Annotated in this window: 18 protein-coding genes; 13 read left to right on the plus strand and 5 right to left on the minus strand. The window is 41.0% G+C overall.

What is annotated here, in order from left to right:
- Nucleotides 1–151 precede the first annotated feature (151 nt).
- Together QQK05_RS16995 and QQK05_RS17000 are read left to right on the plus strand one after the other, a co-directional pair.
- Nucleotides 152–784 (plus strand): dUTP diphosphatase, encoded by a 633-nt coding sequence (locus QQK05_RS16995; protein ID WP_284300863.1) that lies wholly within the window; start codon nt 152–154, stop codon nt 782–784.
- 133 nt (nt 785–917) lie between these two features.
- Nucleotides 918–1,700: a 3-hydroxybutyrate dehydrogenase gene (locus QQK05_RS17000; RefSeq protein WP_284300865.1), complete on the plus strand. Its 783-nt coding sequence runs from the start codon at nt 918–920 to the stop codon at nt 1,698–1,700.
- Nucleotides 1,701–1,776: 76 nt separating this feature from the next.
- Here QQK05_RS17000 and QQK05_RS17005 read toward each other — a convergent pair whose 3' ends face one another.
- Both QQK05_RS17005 and QQK05_RS17010 read right to left on the minus strand, forming a co-directional pair.
- The gene (locus tag QQK05_RS17005; protein WP_284300867.1) at nt 1,777–2,433 is read right to left on the minus strand and encodes a 3-oxoacid CoA-transferase subunit B; all 657 of its coding nucleotides are present in this window, start codon (nt 2,431–2,433) and stop codon (nt 1,777–1,779) included.
- A gap of 12 nt (nt 2,434–2,445) precedes the next feature.
- A complete protein-coding gene (locus QQK05_RS17010) occupies nt 2,446–3,147 on the minus strand; it encodes a CoA transferase subunit A (protein WP_284300869.1) in 702 nt (233 codons plus the stop codon).
- 101 nt (nt 3,148–3,248) lie between these two features.
- Here QQK05_RS17010 and QQK05_RS17015 point away from each other — a divergent pair, with 101 nt between their 5' ends.
- The 4 genes from QQK05_RS17015 to QQK05_RS17030 all read left to right on the plus strand — a co-directional run bounded on the left by QQK05_RS17015 (nt 3,249) and on the right by QQK05_RS17030 (nt 8,368).
- Nucleotides 3,249–4,166, plus strand: coding sequence for a LysR family transcriptional regulator (locus QQK05_RS17015; protein ID WP_284300871.1), 918 nt, complete (start codon nt 3,249–3,251; stop codon nt 4,164–4,166).
- A 92-nt stretch (nt 4,167–4,258) separates the two neighbouring features.
- Entirely contained in the window at nt 4,259–5,182 is a 924-nt protein-coding gene (locus QQK05_RS17020; protein WP_284300873.1) for an extracellular catalytic domain type 1 short-chain-length polyhydroxyalkanoate depolymerase, read from the plus strand.
- A 160-nt stretch (nt 5,183–5,342) separates the two neighbouring features.
- A complete protein-coding gene (locus tag QQK05_RS17025) occupies nt 5,343–7,619 on the plus strand; it encodes a TonB-dependent receptor (protein WP_284300875.1) in 2,277 nt (758 codons plus the stop codon).
- An 80-nt stretch (nt 7,620–7,699) separates the two neighbouring features.
- Nucleotides 7,700–8,368 carry a response regulator gene (locus tag QQK05_RS17030; RefSeq protein WP_284300877.1) on the plus strand — a complete coding sequence of 223 codons (669 nt, stop codon included), beginning with the start codon at nt 7,700–7,702 and terminating at the stop codon, nt 8,366–8,368.
- Here QQK05_RS17030 and QQK05_RS17035 read toward each other — a convergent pair.
- Nucleotides 8,363–11,803, minus strand: coding sequence for a hybrid sensor histidine kinase/response regulator (locus QQK05_RS17035; protein WP_284300879.1), 3,441 nt, complete (start codon nt 11,801–11,803; stop codon nt 8,363–8,365). The two genes, QQK05_RS17030 and QQK05_RS17035, sit on opposite strands and share 6 nt — an antisense overlap.
- A gap of 154 nt (nt 11,804–11,957) precedes the next feature.
- Here QQK05_RS17035 and QQK05_RS17040 point away from each other — a divergent pair, with 154 nt between their 5' ends.
- The 7 genes from QQK05_RS17040 to QQK05_RS17070 all read left to right on the plus strand — a co-directional run bounded on the left by QQK05_RS17040 (nt 11,958) and on the right by QQK05_RS17070 (nt 17,716).
- On the plus strand, nt 11,958–13,154 hold the full coding sequence (locus QQK05_RS17040) for an MFS transporter (protein ID WP_284300881.1): 1,197 nt from the start codon (nt 11,958–11,960) through the stop codon (nt 13,152–13,154).
- Complete coding sequence (locus tag QQK05_RS17045) at nt 13,144–14,076, plus strand: alpha/beta hydrolase (RefSeq protein ID WP_284300883.1); 933 nt, start codon at nt 13,144–13,146, stop codon at nt 14,074–14,076. The genes QQK05_RS17040 and QQK05_RS17045 overlap by 11 nt, the downstream gene beginning before the upstream one ends.
- Nucleotides 14,077–14,155: 79 nt before the next feature.
- A complete protein-coding gene (locus tag QQK05_RS17050; RefSeq protein ID WP_284300885.1) occupies nt 14,156–14,806 on the plus strand; it encodes a DUF2726 domain-containing protein in 651 nt (216 codons plus the stop codon).
- A gap of 126 nt (nt 14,807–14,932) precedes the next feature.
- The gene (gene mtnN, locus QQK05_RS17055; RefSeq protein ID WP_284300887.1) at nt 14,933–15,643 is read left to right on the plus strand and encodes a 5'-methylthioadenosine/S-adenosylhomocysteine nucleosidase; all 711 of its coding nucleotides are present in this window, start codon (nt 14,933–14,935) and stop codon (nt 15,641–15,643) included.
- Between the two features lie 17 nt (nt 15,644–15,660).
- Entirely contained in the window at nt 15,661–16,620 is a 960-nt protein-coding gene (locus QQK05_RS17060) for a cobalamin biosynthesis protein (protein ID WP_284300890.1), read from the plus strand.
- Nucleotides 16,621–16,665: 45 nt separating this feature from the next.
- Entirely contained in the window at nt 16,666–17,076 is a 411-nt protein-coding gene (locus tag QQK05_RS17065) for a rhodanese-like domain-containing protein (RefSeq protein WP_284300892.1), read from the plus strand.
- A 10-nt stretch (nt 17,077–17,086) separates the two neighbouring features.
- Nucleotides 17,087–17,716 carry a trimeric intracellular cation channel family protein gene (locus QQK05_RS17070; protein ID WP_284300894.1) on the plus strand — a complete coding sequence of 210 codons (630 nt, stop codon included), beginning with the start codon at nt 17,087–17,089 and terminating at the stop codon, nt 17,714–17,716.
- 7 nt (nt 17,717–17,723) lie between these two features.
- Here QQK05_RS17070 and QQK05_RS17075 read toward each other — a convergent pair whose 3' ends face one another.
- Both QQK05_RS17075 and QQK05_RS17080 read right to left on the minus strand, forming a co-directional pair.
- Nucleotides 17,724–18,044, minus strand: coding sequence for a ribonuclease E inhibitor RraB (locus tag QQK05_RS17075; protein WP_284300896.1), 321 nt, complete (start codon nt 18,042–18,044; stop codon nt 17,724–17,726).
- Between the two features lie 81 nt (nt 18,045–18,125).
- Nucleotides 18,126–18,686, minus strand: a complete 561-nt coding sequence (locus QQK05_RS17080; RefSeq protein ID WP_284300899.1) for a DUF4136 domain-containing protein — start codon at nt 18,684–18,686, stop codon at nt 18,126–18,128.
- Between the last annotated feature and the right edge of the window lie 80 nt (nt 18,687–18,766).

Here is an 18,766-nt window from a genome sequence, read left to right on the forward strand (position 1 = left end):
TCAAAAATTAAATCACTCAATAGATTGCACCGTCTTCGTTACATTCAAAAGAGAAAAGTAGATACCACTGTTTCGCGTTTTTTTATTTTGTGACCTTGTTTCGCCTCACGCTATTAGGCAAACTATTACCATTAAAGTCTTAATTGAGAATATGATGACAAACTTAGAAACCGCTAAAGTTCAAATTAGCCAAATGTTAAAAATGCAAGATGCTATGAACTCTCGTGTGAGTGAAACATGGCGTGCCAACAACTATGAATGGTACCGTGCAATTTGGGTAGAATGTGCCGAAATGCTAGACCATCATGGCTGGAAATGGTGGAAGCACCAAGAAATCGATGTCGCACAAGTGCAACTTGAGCTTGTTGATATTTTTCACTTTGGATTAAGCCTTCGCCTCATGGCTGAGAGTGATGTAGAAAAAGTGACACAGCAGCTAACAGCTGATTTAGCATTAAGTAGCAATGAAACAGATTTTAAGATTGCGTTAGAGTCTTTAGCGGCAGATGCAGTGTCAAATAAGGCATTTAACGGTCTAGCATTTGCAGATTGCATGCGCTTGATGGATATGGATTTAACTGAACTTTTCCGCCAATACGTAGGTAAAAACACCTTAAATTTCTTTCGCCAAGATCACGGCTATAAAGAAGGCACGTATATTAAGGTATGGAATGGCAAAGAAGACAATGAAGTGTTAGCTGACGTGGTTAATACTTTAGATGTTACCCATCCTGACTTTCAAACTCAGGTGTATGATGCATTAAAATCAAACTACCCGAGCTAATACATCGTTGAGCGAATAGCTTTCAAACTATTCGCTCAAACTATCCCTTTCTAGTTATGGTACTAAGGTACTAAATCAATTCATTTAACATTCTCATACACTCAACATTGATTTAATTTAATGAGAATGTCCAATGTTAGACAAAAAAGTCGCATTAATTACCGGCTCAACCAGTGGTATTGGCCTCGCTACTGCTCATGTCTTAGCAAAACATGGTGTTAACCTTGTGATTCACGGCTTACTTTCAGATCAAGAAGGTCAAGCACTTGCTATTGAATTTGAGCAGACATATAAAGTTAACACGCATTTTAGTAATGCCAATCTAAAAGAGCCAACAGAAATTTCTTCATTAGTTACTGATGCAGTCAACGTGTTCGGTGGTATCGATATCTTAATTAATAACGCGGGTATCCAACATACAGAGAGAACAGAAACCTTTCCAACTGAAAAATGGAATGACATTTTAGCGATAAACCTCAGCGCTGCGTTTCACCTCATACAACAAACCTTACCACATATGACCCAAAATCGTTGGGGACGCATCATTAATATCGCATCAGTACATGGTTTGGTCGCCTCCAAAAACAAATCGGCATATTGCGCAGCAAAGCACGGCATCATAGGTTTAACAAAGGTCGTCGCTTTAGAAAATGCGGAAAACGGCATCACAGCAAACTCAATATGCCCAGGCTGGGTGGATACACCATTAATTAACAAACAAATAGAAGATATTGCCAATCAGCAAGGGTTACCGTTTGAAGAGGCAAGATATGCACTCGTCACCGAAAAACAGCCGTTACCAGAAATGGCGATACCACAGCAAATTGGTGAATTCATTAGGTTTCTATGCAGTGATGCTGCTAAAGCAATCACTGGCTCCTCGTTACCTATGGATGGAGCTTGGACTGCCCAGTAAACATTAGAATGCTCGTTTATAAGCCATAACAAGTGTTTAATTTCCTCCCTTCTTGTTATGGCTTCTTTTTTAGTACCTAAAATTTCATTTCAGGAACATATTCAGGGACCTCTAGCTCTCCTTGTGTAAGTTCTACAATTTGTCGAACACTCACGCCGGGTGCGCGTTCAAGAAGATGAAACTTCCCTTCTCTGATTTCAATAAAAGCTAAGTCAGTAAGTACTTTTCTAATACAGCCTTTACCCGTCAATGGTAGTTGACAATTTTGTAGTAGCTTTGACGTTCCGTCTTTTGATGCATGCGTCATCGTAACAATAATATTATCGGCGCCGGCGACCAAGTCCATCGCGCCCCCCATCCCTTTAATCAATCGACCAGGTATCATATATGACGCTATATTGCCGTTTACATCGACCTCAAAAGCCCCAAGCACGGTCAAATCAACATGACCACCGCGAATCATCGCGAAAGATTCAGCACTATCGAAAATCGAAGCACCTGTGACCGATGTTACAGTCTGTTTTCCCGCATTGATTAAGTCTGGATCAACCTCACCTGTTAAAGGAAAACTTCCCATGCCTAACAGCCCATTTTCAGACTGCAACATTACTGCCATCTCCTTGGGCACATAATTGGCTACTAAAGTAGGGATACCGATCCCCAGATTAACGTAATAACCGTCTTTTAACTCCTGTGCGACGCGCATTGCTATTTGCTCTCTCGTTAAAGCCATGTTTTTCTCCTTTTAACAATCGCGCGTTGTACGCTGCTCGATATGTTTTTCAAATTGCCCCTTAATGAGCCTATCGACATAAATACCTGGCGTGTGAATCTCATCAGGATCAAGTTGACCGGGTTCTACAATTTCTTCAACTTCAACAACCGTGATTTTTCCAGCGGTAGCTGCCATAGGATTAAAGTTTCGCGCTGTTTTTCGGTAAACCAAATTGCCAAAAGTATCTGCTTTCCATGCTTTTACGATCGCAAAATCCCCTGTAATACTTTCTTCGAGTATGTAGTTCCGTCCATCAAACATTTTCACTTCTTTCCCTTCAGCAACAGGTGTACCGTACCCTGTAGCAGTGAAAAATGCTGGAATACCAGCACCGCCAGCACGCATTTTTTCAGCCAAAGTTCCTTGCGGGGTAAGCTCAACTTCAAGCTCGCCAGACATCATTTGTGACTCAAACACTTCATTCTCACCAACATATGACGCGACCATTTTCCTGATCTGTTTATTAACTAATAAGACGCCGAGCCCATAATGAGTCGTGCCACAGTTATTCGAAACTAAGGTTAAATTTTGCGTTTTTTTATTAGCAATCTCCTGAATAAGATTTTCAGGTATTCCACACAAACCAAAACCGCCAGCAATGACCGTCATTCCATCTTCTAATCCAAGCATCGCTTCTTGGTAAGTCGACACAACTTTATTAAAACCAGACATTTTTTCTCCCATCTTCAATTCATGAGTTGAAGAAAATCATTGCCCACATCAAAACATTAATCTAATTTATAAATTCAATCGATTAATAAACTTTATTTAAAATGAAAAAAGATTATTCCCAAATTACCGTCAAGCAATTGAGAATATTCATCGAAACAGCAGAACGACTTAGTTTCGCTGAAGCCGCTGAAATAATGCATTTATCTCAGCCTGCTCTTAGCATTGCATTAAAAAAGCTTGAAGACGTGATAGGCGGTAATCTAATAAAACGATCAACACGCAAAATTTCTCTCACCCCAGAAGGCGCATATTTTTTACCTATCGCTAAAAGGTTGCTACACAAGTGGGACGAAACTTTTGATGATATAGCCAACACGTTTTCGCTGAATAAAGGAAAGCTATCAATAGCCGCAATGCCATCTTTTGCCAGCACAGCTCTTCCAAATCACCTGATGAACTTTCGAGAAGCATATCCATCAATAGAGATAAAATTGCATGATGTTATTGCCGAGCAAGCCATAGATTTAGTCAAAACAGGTCAGGCAGAATTGGCGGTCAGTTTCGACCCTGGAGCTTCAGAAGCTCTTACATTTATCCCATTATTTACTGACAATTTTATTGTTGCGATTCACAAGGCTAATAAGCTCTCGAAACAACGAGTTGTGACGTGGCGGGATATAGAATCTCAACCCTTTATTGCGCTTCAAAAACCATCAAGCATCAGATATCTACTTGAGTCCTCATTAGAAGAAGTCAGTCAATCGATCAATATTGCATATGAAACCAATCATCTAGCGACAATCGGCCAAATGGTCGCAACAGGTCTTGGTGTTAGTGCAATCCCTTCCTTATATCGAGATCAACTGCATGCGCAAGGAGTAATCTGTCGCCGCTTAAAACATCCCGAGATTAGCCGCCAGGTCGGCATAGTATGCGCACGGTATGGCACGTTATCAACTGCCGCCCAGGCGTTTGTTGATATCTTAAAAAGTGCTTACCAGCCCCCAAAAGATACCTAATATGCAGCTGGCACTAAAGTGCCATGTATTTATTTCGTGTATCTAGCGAAGATAACACTCACTAATAATGTTTAATGCTATAGGAATGATAAATGAGAAAGATTGCCTACTATGTAATTTTCTTAATATTCACAATGAATACCTTTGCAGCCCATGCTGAATTGCACCCTCTTGACAACTTCGGCGAAAATCCTGGTGAACTCTCTGCAACGTATTACTCCACAAGTACCCAGAAAAAAATTGGCGTTATATTGCTTCACGGCTGTGTACAAAACGGTAAAACATTCGCTAGCAACAGCGGCTTTTTGGGGCTTGCAAAAAAAGAAGGATTTAATTTACTTATCCCACAACAGGCATCTACAAACAACATTCAATCCTGTTTTAACTGGTTTTCAACTCAAGATACAGATTTAGACAGCGGTGAAATGCTTTCGCTAAAGAATATGGTTTTAGCATTTAAAAAAAAAACACAAAGTACACAACTGTATTTAGCTGGCTTGTCAGCGGGTGGAGCTATGGCTAGTGCTTTTATGTATCAATATCCAGAATTGTTAGATGGCGTTGCGATTGTTGCGGGAATTCCTTATCCATGTGCAGATAATCTGACTAAAGCTATATCGTGCATGCGCTCAGGACCAAACCAGTCAGCAGAGCTAATGGCAAAGACAATACAAAAGCGTCGTTCAACTGACATTGAGCTACCACGTTTAACAATTTGGACTGGCTTAACCGACTCAGTTGTGAACCCCAAAAATTCATCTTTCGGTGCGCTTCAGTGGCTAGCTTTTCAAAATGTCTCCTTAACAAAGCAAGAAAAACAACATCAGGGATTCAAAAAAACGGTCTGGGAGAATACACAAAATATTCCAGTACTTGAATTAATTGAAGTTGAAAACTTTGGTCATGGTTTAATGATAAACCGACAAGAAAATTCATTTGAATCACCATCAGCATATTTACTTCCAGCACCGATAAGTGCATCGAAAAACATTGTAAAATTTTGGCTGAAAGACTAAAAAACACAAATTAAACAATAATATTCAATAACTTAACTAGCATACTACTATAGTACAAATTATTTTTTCTGATTCTTGTTATAGAGTTTTAAGCAGTTAAGAAAGCTAGCTAAAAAGCCAGCGTTAAAATGAAATAAAAAATAATAAATCGGGGAAAATTATGAACAAAGGTGTCACGCAAAAGAGTTATCTTGCTCTTGCAATAACAGCAGCGCTATCGAGTGGTGTTGCATTTGCACAAGAAGCGGAAAGTAACTCAGCAGAAGATCAGGGTCTAGAACGTATTGAAGTCACGGCGCGAAAAACCGTGGAAAACCTTCAAGAAGTTCCAGTAGCGGTTACCTCTATAAGTGCTGATGAACTTGCCGAAAACGGCATTGAAGTCATAACCGAAGTTCAACAATTTTCTCCTAATACCACTCTTCAACGCAGTCGAGGCACAAACTCGACCATCACCGCATTTATTCGTGGCGTAGGCCAACAAGACCCTCTTTGGGGCTATGAGCCAGGTGTAGGTATCTATATCGACGACGTCTACATGGCGCGCCCGCAAGGTGCTGTTCTGGATTTACTTGACGTTGAACGAGTAGAAGTTTTGCGCGGTCCACAAGGTACTTTATACGGTAAGAATACCATAGGTAGCGCCATTAAATATGTGACCAAAGAAATGTCTGGTGACATGGAGTTAAAAATCCAAGGCACAATAGGTAGCTATGATCAGCGCGATTTAAAGGTAACGGGTCAGTTACCTCTCATTGAAGACAAACTTTATTTTGGTTTTGGTGCAGCAACATTAAACCGCGATGGTTTTGGTGACTATTTAGCATCAGACCTACCGAACCAAGACACAGAAAACTACAATAAAGATATTATTGCTAGCCGCTTCACATTAGAGTTTCGTCCAACGGATGACCTGTTTTTCCGATTAAATTACGACAAAACAACAGATGATTCTAACGCAAAGGGTGGTTATCGATTATTACCTAGTATTTTGACGGATGCTCCGGTACCGGATAGCGTCTTTGACTCATACACAAGCTTACCGACATGGAATAAGGTCGAATTAGAAGGCTTAAGTTTTACAGCCCAATGGGAGCTTTCCGCTGATACAAACCTTAAATATGTAGCAGCAAAGCGTGAAAGTTACTCACCAACGAATATCGACTTTGACAATACGCCATTGCGCATCTTCGACGTACCGGCAGTGTACGATGATGAGCAAACTTCTCATGAATTACAGTTAAACCACTTTGGTGATAACTACAAATTTGTCTCGGGTTTATATTACTACGATGGCGAGTCATGTGGTCAATTTGAAGCGATTCTTGAAGTGTTAGGTAACGCGTTAGGTGCACCTGGTTTAACACGAGAAGTCACAGGGTGTAATAACTCAACAAGCACAGCAGCGTATGCGCAAGTATCATACGATTTCACAGATAAGTGGTCTGTAACCGCTGGCGCACGTTACACAAAAGATAAAAAGGAAGCGTATGTTAATAATGGACTCATTTTCGCGACCGTTTACCCGGAATCAGGTTGGATTCCTGGCTACGTAAGACCGGAAGGCGAATTAGTCCCAGAAGTACTTAATGATGAAGAAGATTGGTCAAAATTCACGCCTCGCATTGGTGTTGAATACCAAGCAAACAGAGATTTAATGTTTTTCGCCAGCTTTGCACAGGGTTTCAAGTCAGGTACGTTTAACCCAAGAGCAACAACAGCTGAACCAGCGGCAAACCCTGAAGATGTCGATTCTTTTGAATTAGGGATGAAAAGTGAATGGCTTGACAATCGTTTACGCGCCAACGTCACATTATTTGCCCTTGATCATAAAGACAGACAATATATTTCGGTCTTACCTGGAGAAACGTCAGCTGACCTAAATCAACGTTTGGGTAATATTGGTACCTCAGAAGCAACAGGTATTGAAGCTGAATTGACTTACCTAGCGACTGATAATTTATTGCTAACCGCAAGCATTGGTACAATAGATTCAGAATTTAAAGAAGTTATCGATTACGATGAAAACGGTAACCCTTTTGATAAATCAGAGAATTTCACAATCTCTAATACGCCAGATTACACTTATAATATCGGTGCAAATTACACCCTAGAGTCAAACCTAGGTGACTTTATCTTCAATGCTAATTATTACTACCGAGATGATTATGTTTTATTTGAGGAAAACAGCCTCTTAACACAAGACGGCTATGGCTTGCTTAATTTAGGCATCAATTGGTACAGCATTGATGGCAACTGGAGTGCAGGCCTTCACGCGAAAAATGTGACGGACGAGGAATACATGATTGGTGGCTACCAATTTGTTACGCCAACGCCAGATGGGAATTACTTACCAGGTCTGGGTGGAGATAATACATTGATTGGTTACTATGGAGACCCAAGAACGATTAGCTTAACGGTTAGTTACCAATTTTAAGTTGTGAACGAGATAAAGAGCTGGCAAAGGTCAGCTCTTTTTTTCATAATCAAATAAAGTTTTAGTGCCAGGAACCCAAGATGTCGCCAGCAAAAATCGCTATAGCAGATGACCACCCATTGTTCAGAGCCGCTCTTAAACAAGCCATTGCTGAGTGTCTCAAGCACACAACTACGTTTGAAGCTGAAAGCTTTTCAGAGTTGCTGTTACTTGTTGAAGAACATCCTAGCTTAGAGATTGTTTTTCTAGATTTGCATATGCCAGGCAATGATGGATTCAGCGGATTAGCCCAATTGCAAAATCATTACCCAGACCTCGTTGTGATTATGGTTTCATCAGAGGACAATCCTCAAACCATGCAAAAAGCGATAAATTTTGGTGCCGCAGCCTTTATTCCTAAGTCTGCCGATCTTGGGACAATCAGTGCAGCAATAACACGCGTATTAGATGGGGAAATTTGGTTACCTGAAAATATCACATTGACGGAAGAGCACCCAAGCGATATCGATCACCAGCAACTTGCTAAACAATTGGCGCAGTTAACCCCGCAACAATACGTAGTTTTAAAACTAATAGCCGATGGACAGCTGAACAAACAAATCGCTTACGATCTCGACATAAAAGAAACAACAGTCAAAAAACATGTTTCTGCAATATTGAGCAAGCTTGAGGTGAGTAACCGAACGTTAGCAGGCTTAAAGTATCAGCAGTTAATGCTTACATCATCGGAGCATGAACTCGCCTCATAACTCCGTTAGCTGTTTAATTAAACGCTTCAACGCAATCGGTTTAACCGGCTTTCTTAAAAACTGGAAGTTTGCATCACTCGTATGTTGACGCACAGCTTCTGACGGATCAGCTGAGCAAATTACACATGGAATTGCCCAGTTGTTTTCAGCCAATACCTGCTCAATAACGTCAACACCATTTTGATCGTTATCCAAGTGATAATCACCAATGATTAAGTGTGGTTTGTCTTCAAAAGCCAATAGAGCTTGCTGTAGACTTTCCTCATCTTTTGCTGTCATTACATGGCATCCCCACTCCGACAACTGTGTAGACAAGGCCGTTAACATCAAGGGATCATTATCGAGTAATGCGACAGATAATTTCATTTGAGAGGCATGCTTCGCCTCTACTGACGTCTCTCGGTTTAACGCTTCAACGCTAGCACAGTGATACCTGCGCGGCACGTCAATCATAAAACAAGTACCTTTGCCAACGTCAGATTTCAGCTGTAACTTAAGCCCAAGCAAACTCGCGATTCGCTCAGAAATTGCGAGCCCAAGACCTAATCCAGGTACTTCCCTGTTTTGCTCTAATCGCTCAAACTCCTGAAAAATCTTTCGTTGTTTTTCTGTCGGTATACCAGGGCCATTATCCCAAACTTGGATTCGAATAAAGTCTTTAAATCTGCGAACACCGAGTAAGATCTTACCTCGATGGTTAGGTCTGTCCGATACATTCGGGCAATAATGCACAGCATTAGATAACAAGTTTTGTAATATCCTTCTAAGGAGACGAATATCTGTTTCGATGATGGTTGAACTACTGACAAAGTGAAGTGAAATACCCTCCTGCTTTGCCAGTAGACTAAATTCATTATTCAAAGGTTGGAGCAAATCAGCAATATCAAAAGTGGAGATTTCAGTTTTAGCCGAACCACCATCCAAACGAGATATTTCAACCAAATCCGACAATAATGCTTCAACAACGCTTAACGAGTCGTCTATATGGCTCGCTAATTGCGTTAGCTCCTCACCTTCAACCTTCTTTTTGAGCATCGATGTAAATAAACTTAACGCATTAAAGGGCTGCATCAAATCATGGCTTGCCGCCGCTAGAAATCGTGTTTTACTGCTATTTGCCGCTTCAGCTAGGGCAGTAGCTTTTTGTAATTCCGCAGTGCGCTTTGCTACTCTTTTTTCAAGCAAATCATTAGCTTGCTGCAAGGCTTTTTCAGCTTCAATATGGGCCGTAATGTCGCTAAATGTACTAACAAATCCGCCGCCCGGCATGGGCTGCCCTCTAATTTCTAGCACGGTCCCATTTGGCATCGTGCGTTGGACATAATGTCTGTTTCCAGAACGCATATGCTCAACACGTTTTGCGACTAGTCGGTCGGCTTCGTCGCCGGAAATAATACCGCGCTCAACATTAAATCGAATCAAGGCATCAATTGGCATACCGGCAACAACCAACTCCTCTGGATAGGCAAGTAATTCTATGTAACGATTATTCCAAGCAACCAATCGCATATCAGAGTCAATAACACTAATACCTTGCTCTATATTTTCTACACCTGATTGCAACAATTCTCGATTAAACTGGAACATCTTACTGGCTTCATCAACAATGCTAACCACCTCAGCAAGAGGCAATTCTTCATTATTTGAAGTGACTTTCATCACCATACTCGTTGATGCACTGCCCAAGACACCTGACAATTGCCGTTGTGTGTACTCTAGTAATACTTCACTTCTCTCATCTAACGGTATTTTTTTGGATTTAGCATAAGCAAGTAAACTGTCGGCGGCCTCTTTATCGATAAAGCGCTGCAACAAACTGTATAAGTCTTTTGTGGCTAACAGGTCTTCATTCGCAGCTCGAGTTTTGTTAACAAATACCTCTGCTTGTAATTTTTCACCAATACTCCGGCGACTAAATAAAGAGACAAGCACAAAACACAGAAAGTTAAGCAACAAGCTAAAAAACACGCCGTGGCTAATATGATCTAGCTGCTCGACACCAAATAATGCCTGAGGCTTAAGCCAAGTAATACCAAGCGGCCCATCCACTACCCATGCCGCTAGCGGAAACACTAATGGAAGCAATAAAGTATATAGCCATACTAGGCTACCAACGATAATGCTTGATAAGGCAGCAACAGTGTTTGCCTTTCGCCAATAAAGCGCGCCTAACACCGCAGGAGCGAACTGAGAGAGTAAAACAAACGACAACAAACCAATGCTTGCTAAGTGACTTTGTTGACCAACCAGCCGCTCGAAAGTAAAAGCTAATAGTAAAATAACAGCAATGGTAATACGTCTCAGGTTTAGTAATAAACCTGACAGTTGAGGAGACGTGTTACTTTGATACAACTTAAACTTCAAAATAATTGGCGTTAAGATTTCTGTGGAAATCATAGTACTCAAGACTATTGCTGCCACTACAACCATACTCGTCGCTGCAGCTAATCCACCGACATAGGCGATAACCCCCAACCATGCTTGTTGATGAAATAGCGGTAAACTGAGAACAAATGAATCTGGGTTGACACTTCCGCCAGGAAAACTCAACAAGCCAGCAAGTGCAATAGGCAAAACAAATACGTTTATGGCGATGATATACATAGGGTAAAGCCAGCGGGCAGTTCTAAGTTCGCGCTCATGGCTATTTTCGATCATCGTCATATGAAATTGCTGGGGCAAAATGAAAATGGTTATAGCCCCTAATAACGCTTGCGCTATTCCCAAATACCAACCGTTGCTTGCTATCGGCTCAGCGATGTCAGTTTGTCGAGATGCCAAATCATTGAAGCCATCAAACAAATAAAAAGTTGCAAACACGCCAATAGCCGTCAACGCCAGTAATTTTACGATTGAGCTAAAGGCGATCGCTAGCACTAAGCCAGGATTTTGTTTACTCGCAGAGATTTGCTGTGTGCCGAAGAGAATACTAAAAGCAATCAACACTAACGTCACGATAAACGCAGTGCTGATCCCGATTTCAAAGGTTCCGGTAAGCAAATCAAAACTCGCACTTATTGCTCGAAGCTGTAATGCTATATAAGGAACAAGACCTGCAAGTGCGACGAGAGAGACTAACGCGGCCACTTTGGGAGACTTATCATATCGACAAGCGATAAAATCAGCTAATGATGTTAAATTTTGCTGCTTAATAATGCGCAATGTTTTAAGCAACATCGGCCAAGCCAGCACAAAGAAGAATATTGTGCCAATGTAAATAGGTGCTAGCCAATCTCGAGTTTGAGCAGCTTGCCCAACAGTCCCATAAAACGCCCAAGACGTGCAGCTTACTCCCAAAGAGAGAGCATATACCCAGGGTTTACTTGCCCACGATGTGGCTTTTTGGCCCCAATAGGCAACGACGAATAAGAGTAATAAATAGGCGACAGATATGATCGTCACTAACCAAGTATCCACCGATTGCCAAACTAACAAGCAAAGTCCTTATATTTTATGGAGATAGTAGCCTATACCTGATGACAGCTTAACATGATATCTGAATTACCATAGTGCACTAAGGTAGTACTTATTTTTATTTTTTCTTGGGATAACCTAACAATCAGTAATCTTTATCGTCAAATAATCTTTTATGAAAATAACCAATAAGTACCTTGTTGAAGGTCTCGTATTTCTCAGTTACGTTTTATTCGCCATGGCCTGGGTTGGTGGTACGGCGAGCATGGGGCAAATCATGCAATCAATGGCTATCGATAGCCTTGCAGACGCTAGCTTCATTAGTGGTGCAGTAACGCTTGCCAAAATCGTTGGGACATTTTGTGCGGCCTGGTTAGCTGTTCGATACGGCGTAAAGATGGCATTTTTTATAGCGAGTTTACTGATTGCTGTCGGGGTCTTCACGCCTTATTCCCCCAATTATGAAATATTGCTCGTCAGTCGATTTCTTGTCGGTTTAGGTGGCGCTTTTATGATTGTCTACTTTAACCCAATTGTTTTGCAATGGTTTACCCCGCAGGAACGCCCTGTAGTCAACGGGTTAAACGCAGTTGCATTTAACGTTGGTACGGGTGTTGTACTTTGGCTGATGAATGATATCAACAGGCTCACCGGTGGCTGGCAGGCAAGCTTGACCCTGTTTTCAATAGCAAGTGTATTGTTGGCACTCATCTGGTTATTCGTTGAATTTGATTCACAAGAGCGCACTGACGCAGATGGAAACACAAAGAAAGAAGAAATATACACCTATACGCAAGGGTTAAAAGATAAATTTAACTGGGCATATGCTTTTACCTATTCGGGTTTGCTGGCGTTTTATATTTGCCTTTTTACTTTTTACCCGAAAGCTGGCATTAGCCAGAGTAAGTGGGTGATTGGATTTGGTATCATAGGCACAATTGCAGGCATTCTATATAGCCAAAAGATAAAACAGCGACTTCCTGTCATTCGCTGGTCAGGGCTTATCATGACGATTAGTTTAATCGGCTTATCTTTTAGCCAAACTCCACATGTTCAAATGATGTCTGCGATTGTTCTTGGGTTCTTTATTTTCTTTCCAATAACGGCACTTGTTTCTATTCCCCATGAGTTATCTAACATGACATCGAGTCGTGTTACTGTAATTTTTAGTTTGTTTTATTCAATCAGTTATTTATTGGCTACTTTCATCCTTTGGGCATTCGGTAAGTTAGTCGACGTATATCAAGGTGATTACGCGCCATCGTTGTCGATGATTTGTGTACTTAGCTTGACATTTTTTGTTGGCAGTTTCTTTCTGCCGGAAACTCAGCCCAAGAAGCTCCTAAAAGAGGAAAATGTTTATGAGGGGTAAGGTATCCAAAAAATTAGAGCCGTTTTTAAATCAAGTAAATCAAGCGATTGCGGATATGAAAGGCGCTCCATATGAAGTTGAAACCACGAGAACAAACTTAAACAACTTAGCTAATCTTATGCCCCAAGGCCCTGAAATCGCTAAAGTTACTTCACAGTCAATCGATCACCATGGCTATTCAATTCCATTACGGATATATCACCCTCAACCCGACGCACCGCTGCCTGTATTACTGCATTTTCATGGCGGAGGCCATATGTGTGGTAGCATTGAGCTTTACGATCCAATTAGTCGCTTTCTTGCTGACGGTTGCCAATGTATAGTCATCGCGGTTGACTACCGATTAGCACCAGAATTCCCTTATCCGATAGGCCTAACTGACTGTGAATTTGTTTTAAAGAACATTTCGCAAGTGCTATTGGGAATTAACTATCTAGAGAAGGTATTCATTGTTGGTGATAGCGCAGGAGGGGCTATCTGCTCTTCTTTAGCAATGAAAAGCCAGTTTGATATTGGGTTAAAAATTGACAAACAAGTATTAATTTACCCGAGTGTTGACTACACAATGACAAGTGAGTCATTTGAGCAAAATGGTCAAGGATTTCTATTAGAAAAAGAGAAAATAGACTGGTATTTCCACAACTACTTTCAACATGATATGGCGCTAGAGCGCTTGAAAAAGGCCTCACCGCTTCATAACGAACTATCATCAAAGTTGCCGAGTACGTTAGTCATCACCGCAGGCTGTGATCCACTTAGAGATGAAGGTTTAATGTATGTTGAATCCGCAAAAAATTCGGGCGCTGATATTGAACACCATCATTTCAAAGACATGATTCATGCATATATGTTATTACATGATTTAGTCGAGGATGAATGTATCGAGACGTATGCCTTGATTGCCGAGTTTATCAAGAAATAAAGATCAAGATAGATCTGGCACACTCCCTGCTTACCCATAGATAACACCAAACAACGTCAAAATTTTGTAGGAGTTATCTATGGAACTCATTTTATTTGCCATGATCAGCTTAATTGTTATTGTTGCTTTATTAGCAAGCAAGCTTAATGACAATAGCTTTCCATTTCCATTCGACAAAAAACAAGCAGTATTTACCCCTGCAGAAAAACACTTCCACCTTCTACTCGAAAAAGCAGTGGGTGAGGACTTTCGCGTAATCAACCGAGTGAAATTAAGTGATATCGTCACGGTGCGAAATGGCGTTTCTGCAAAAGCAACGCAAGCTGCAACGAATAATGCAAAAGGCAAATACTTAGATTTCGTTATTTGTGACAAAGAGACAATGGCATTACTTGGCACGATTGATTTGGTTGACACTCAAGGTAAAGGCTACAAAATCAAAAAAGATTGGTTTGTATCTGGTGCACTAGAAGCTGCATCAATTCCACATATCCGCATCAAGGTGAAGGGCAATTACACGCTGGATGAGATTCGTGCTTGTATCAATTCCAAGATTCTAGGTAACAAAGCGCCTAAACCTCGCTTCAAAGGTCGTGTTATTCCAGCACCAATGCTAAAACCTCGACCAAAGAATACCGGCGTAGTTTCTCAGGCTGCGGCCAGTTTGGCAGCTGATCAGCAAGTAGCCGCCCAATTGAGTGCACCTCCACGCGCTGCTCTACCACACTAATTTTGACACAAATAAAAAACGGACACTAAGTCCGTTTTTTTATAGTTCGAGTAAAACTTTGCTAGTTACAGCTAAACAGACTCAAGCTATAATTTGCTAATTATCATTTAGTTAAACGAGAAAATTATGAAAGCAGGCATTATTGGCGCAATGGAGCCAGAAGTTGCAATTTTAAAGTCACAATTGACTGACATGAGCACAATGTCACACGGTGGCTTTACCTTTTATCAAGGTAATTTGAATGGTCACGACGTTGTTATCGTGCAATCTGGTATTGGCAAAGTTGCTGCTGCGCTAGCGACATGTATTCTTATCGATAAATTTAACCCAGACTATGTTGTTAACACAGGCTCCGCAGGTGGCTTTGATCAAAGCTTAAAAGTTGGTGATATTGTTGTGAGCTCTGAAGTTCGCTTCCACGACGTGGATGTAACAGCATTTGGTTATGAAATTGGTCAGTTACCAGCAAATCCACCTGCTTACATCCCTCATCCAACGCTTGTTGAAGCAGCAACAAAAGGTATCGCCAAGTTAGAAAACATCAATGCATTAGTTGGGCTTATTACAACAGGCGATACTTTCATGACAGCTGATGATGATATCGCTAAAGCACGTAGAAACTTCCCTACGATGGCCGCGGTAGAAATGGAAGGCGCTGCAATAGCTCAGACTTGTTTGCAATTTAATACGCCATTCGTAATTATTCGTTCAATGTCAGATATTGCAGGTAAAGAGTCACCTACATCATTCGAAGCATACCTAGAGACAGCGTCTGTAAACTCATCACAATTGGTTAATAACATGCTTGATGAGCTGACTAGCGTAAACTTAGACTAATAGGCTCATTGATCTCAATGCAGTGGTTTGAACAATTACCGTTTATTGTTTCACAATGCATCGTTTTGATGAGTGTTTTCATACTAAAAACACTCATCACTCGGTTCTCTGATGTGGAGCCACTGCATATCTTTGCATTCTTTTGTCGACAACTGGCAGAGAAAGTCAATAAACCCGACCGTAATTCTGAGAGGCAGCAAGTCATATCAGGCTTGGTTTCTATTTTTATCACCTTACCACCTATTGTCATTATTCTATGGTTATTTGAAGACTTTGTCTTAGTCCCTGAACTCTGGCAGGCAATGTTGCTGTATTTTGCAATCGGCGGTTTTGGGTTAAAAAGTAAATCTACGCAAATCGCACAGGCAATTCGAGGACAAAACAACTATAAAGCAAAGCAACTTGCACAATCGATGCTACTTCGTAAAACCGACAACCTTTCACCGCTAGGTCTATCAAAAGCTAATATTGAAGCCCAAATTTTGCATTTCCTACAGCAACAGTTTGTTGTTGTTATCATCTTCTTATCTACTGATGCATTAGTCGCTATTTGCTATCGTTTATTATTAGAAATGCATCACCAGTGGAATGTTAAACAGCCTGATTTCAACCATTTTGGCAAACCAATCCGTATTGTCGTCAACCTGATTACTTGGCTCCCTTCACGTATCCTTGGCATCATGCTATTACTCACCACAATTGGCCAAAACTTTTTACTTAAATGGCGACTATCTAGAGGTCACTTTTTTGTCTTAAATAATGATTTTTTAGTTCACCTTTTCGCCCTAGCGCTAGGCACGAATTTAGGTGGTGTTGCCATGTATCAAGACAAAAAAGTTAGGCGAGTTTCATTTAACGACTCAGCCAAACCATCAGACATCAACGATATAGCAAACGCCAATAAGCAAGTACTCACATTACAGTTATTTACCATAATTATTGGCGCATTCTTTGTTTCACTTGCTATTGTCAGTTAACAAAAGAGCGGTTATTGTGCTATCAGCAATACTCGGGGAGACAACATGAATATACTAGTTAAAACGCTGACCTTATTACTTTCACTCGTCGCTATAAATATTGCGTTGGCCAATGAAACACCGCAAGTTAGCCAACAGCAACTGCTTAGTATGCAAAGTGCACCAAAGTCACCGGCGCTGATCATCCTCGACGTTAGAACACAAGAAGAATTTGACGAGGGCCACATTCAAGGTGCATTAAATATCAGCCACAATTTACTTTCAGATAAACTAACTGAACTTGATGCCAAACTTAATGGTGATAAGTCCGCGCTCATTGTCGTTCATTGTCGCTCTGGTCGAAGAGCTGCCAAAGCTGAAGAAGTTCTAAAACAAAACAATTACACAAATGTCAGACATTTAGCTGGTGACATTAAACTCTGGCAAGAAAACAACCTTCCACTAGTCAAACAATAGCGAGCAGGTAATGACGTTAATTTACTGGCTAGACCTTTTTGGTGTTGCTGTGTTTGCATTGTCCGGTGCATTGATGGCTGGACGATATCAATTAGACCCCTTTGGCGTGATCGTTTTAGCAGCAGTTACTGCCGTAGGTGGAGGCACTATTAGAGACATCATTCTCGATGTTCCGGTATTTTGGCTATCGGATGTGAGCTACCTATTTATTATCGTCATCACAGCGCTATTGACTATTTTACTGGTGCGCCAACCAAGTAGAATCCCACGACGCTTTTTACTTATAGCCGATGCGTTTGGCTTAGCACTCTTTGCTGTTTTAGGTACTCAAAAAGCACTGAGTTATGAATCACCAATGGCAGTGGCAATGGTTATGGGGATAATTACAGGTTGCGCTGGTGGCATGATACGTGACGTATTATGTAATGTTATTCCACTCATCTTACGCCAAGAAATCTATGCGACAGCTGCACTGCTTGGCGGTGCTTTATTTTGTGGTTTAAGTTACCTTGGATTATCGCAACAAATTGCGATGGTATTAGCAATAAGTGGCGCTTTAGCGCTTAGGTTGGCAGCAATTTATTGGAAACTATCTTTGCCAGCATTTGAGATTGTTGATCAACAACCGCCATTAAAATAATGATGGATTAAGCTTCTATGCCCCAACCATCATTGTAGCCATTAAACTGCCCTGCAATTTGCTCGAACAGTTTCTCCTGGTCAACAATATTCTGATAGCTAGGCAGCATATTTACAGTCACATTAACGTCCCATACATTTGGGATTTCATCAGCCAAAAGCTCGCCACTAACCTCAGGTAGTTCTTCAGCTAAATAATCCATCATTTGTTGAGCTTGTTCTTTTTTCTCAAATAATTGAAAAAACACCACATCATGAGCAACGTTCAAATCGATACCCGCTTGCTCCATTTCATTTAATACTTGTGTTGTTTCATCAATAGTTGTCATAACGTACCTTTGTTCTGTTGCGCTCGTTATTTTCTAGCGCCTATTCAACTTGTTTCGACTCTATTATAACTTGCTTAGTGTCTATCGTGATAGCACTACTTGGCGCTCTCGGTTATTAGTCGGATATTTCGCTGTTATTTCTGCGATGGCGTTATCTAGCTCCTGATTAAATTCATAACTGTTTTCATCACCTTTGAGCGACAGCGGATAGGTCGATCGCCAAACAGATAGCTTAGTTTTACCCGATTGTACATCGAGCATAATCGCACTGATTCCAGCTTGTTGCGCACGTGCTTTTTTAGTCTGTTTGCTCGGACGACAATCTCGACAGACTTTGTCTTTCCTACCATTGAATATCGTGCCATTAACGCCATACAAACGATAACCAACGATGATGTCAGGATCTTGTTCAGCGTAGCTAAATCCCATACGATCAAAATGACGCTCAACAGCCAGCTCAATACTGTTCCGAGTGGCGTGACTCATATTCTGTCGCTGACTATAGTCGCTGTTTGTTGCGTGAAAACCGTAAGTTTTAACATTGTCGAAATCAAAGGGAACTAAGTACTTAGTTTCAGCTTTATTTGGACTAGAACAACTCACCACAGCAATTGCCATCAAAAGAGTCACTAAAAATCGCATTATCTACCCGTGAATTATTAAATCAACCATTGTTAACACGTTAAAATTAAAGCAAAAAAAAAGCCAGCAAAAATGCTGAC

The organism is Thalassotalea loyana (assembly GCF_030161435.1).
Taxonomy (GTDB): Bacteria; Pseudomonadota; Gammaproteobacteria; order Enterobacterales; family Alteromonadaceae; genus Thalassotalea_G; species Thalassotalea_G loyana.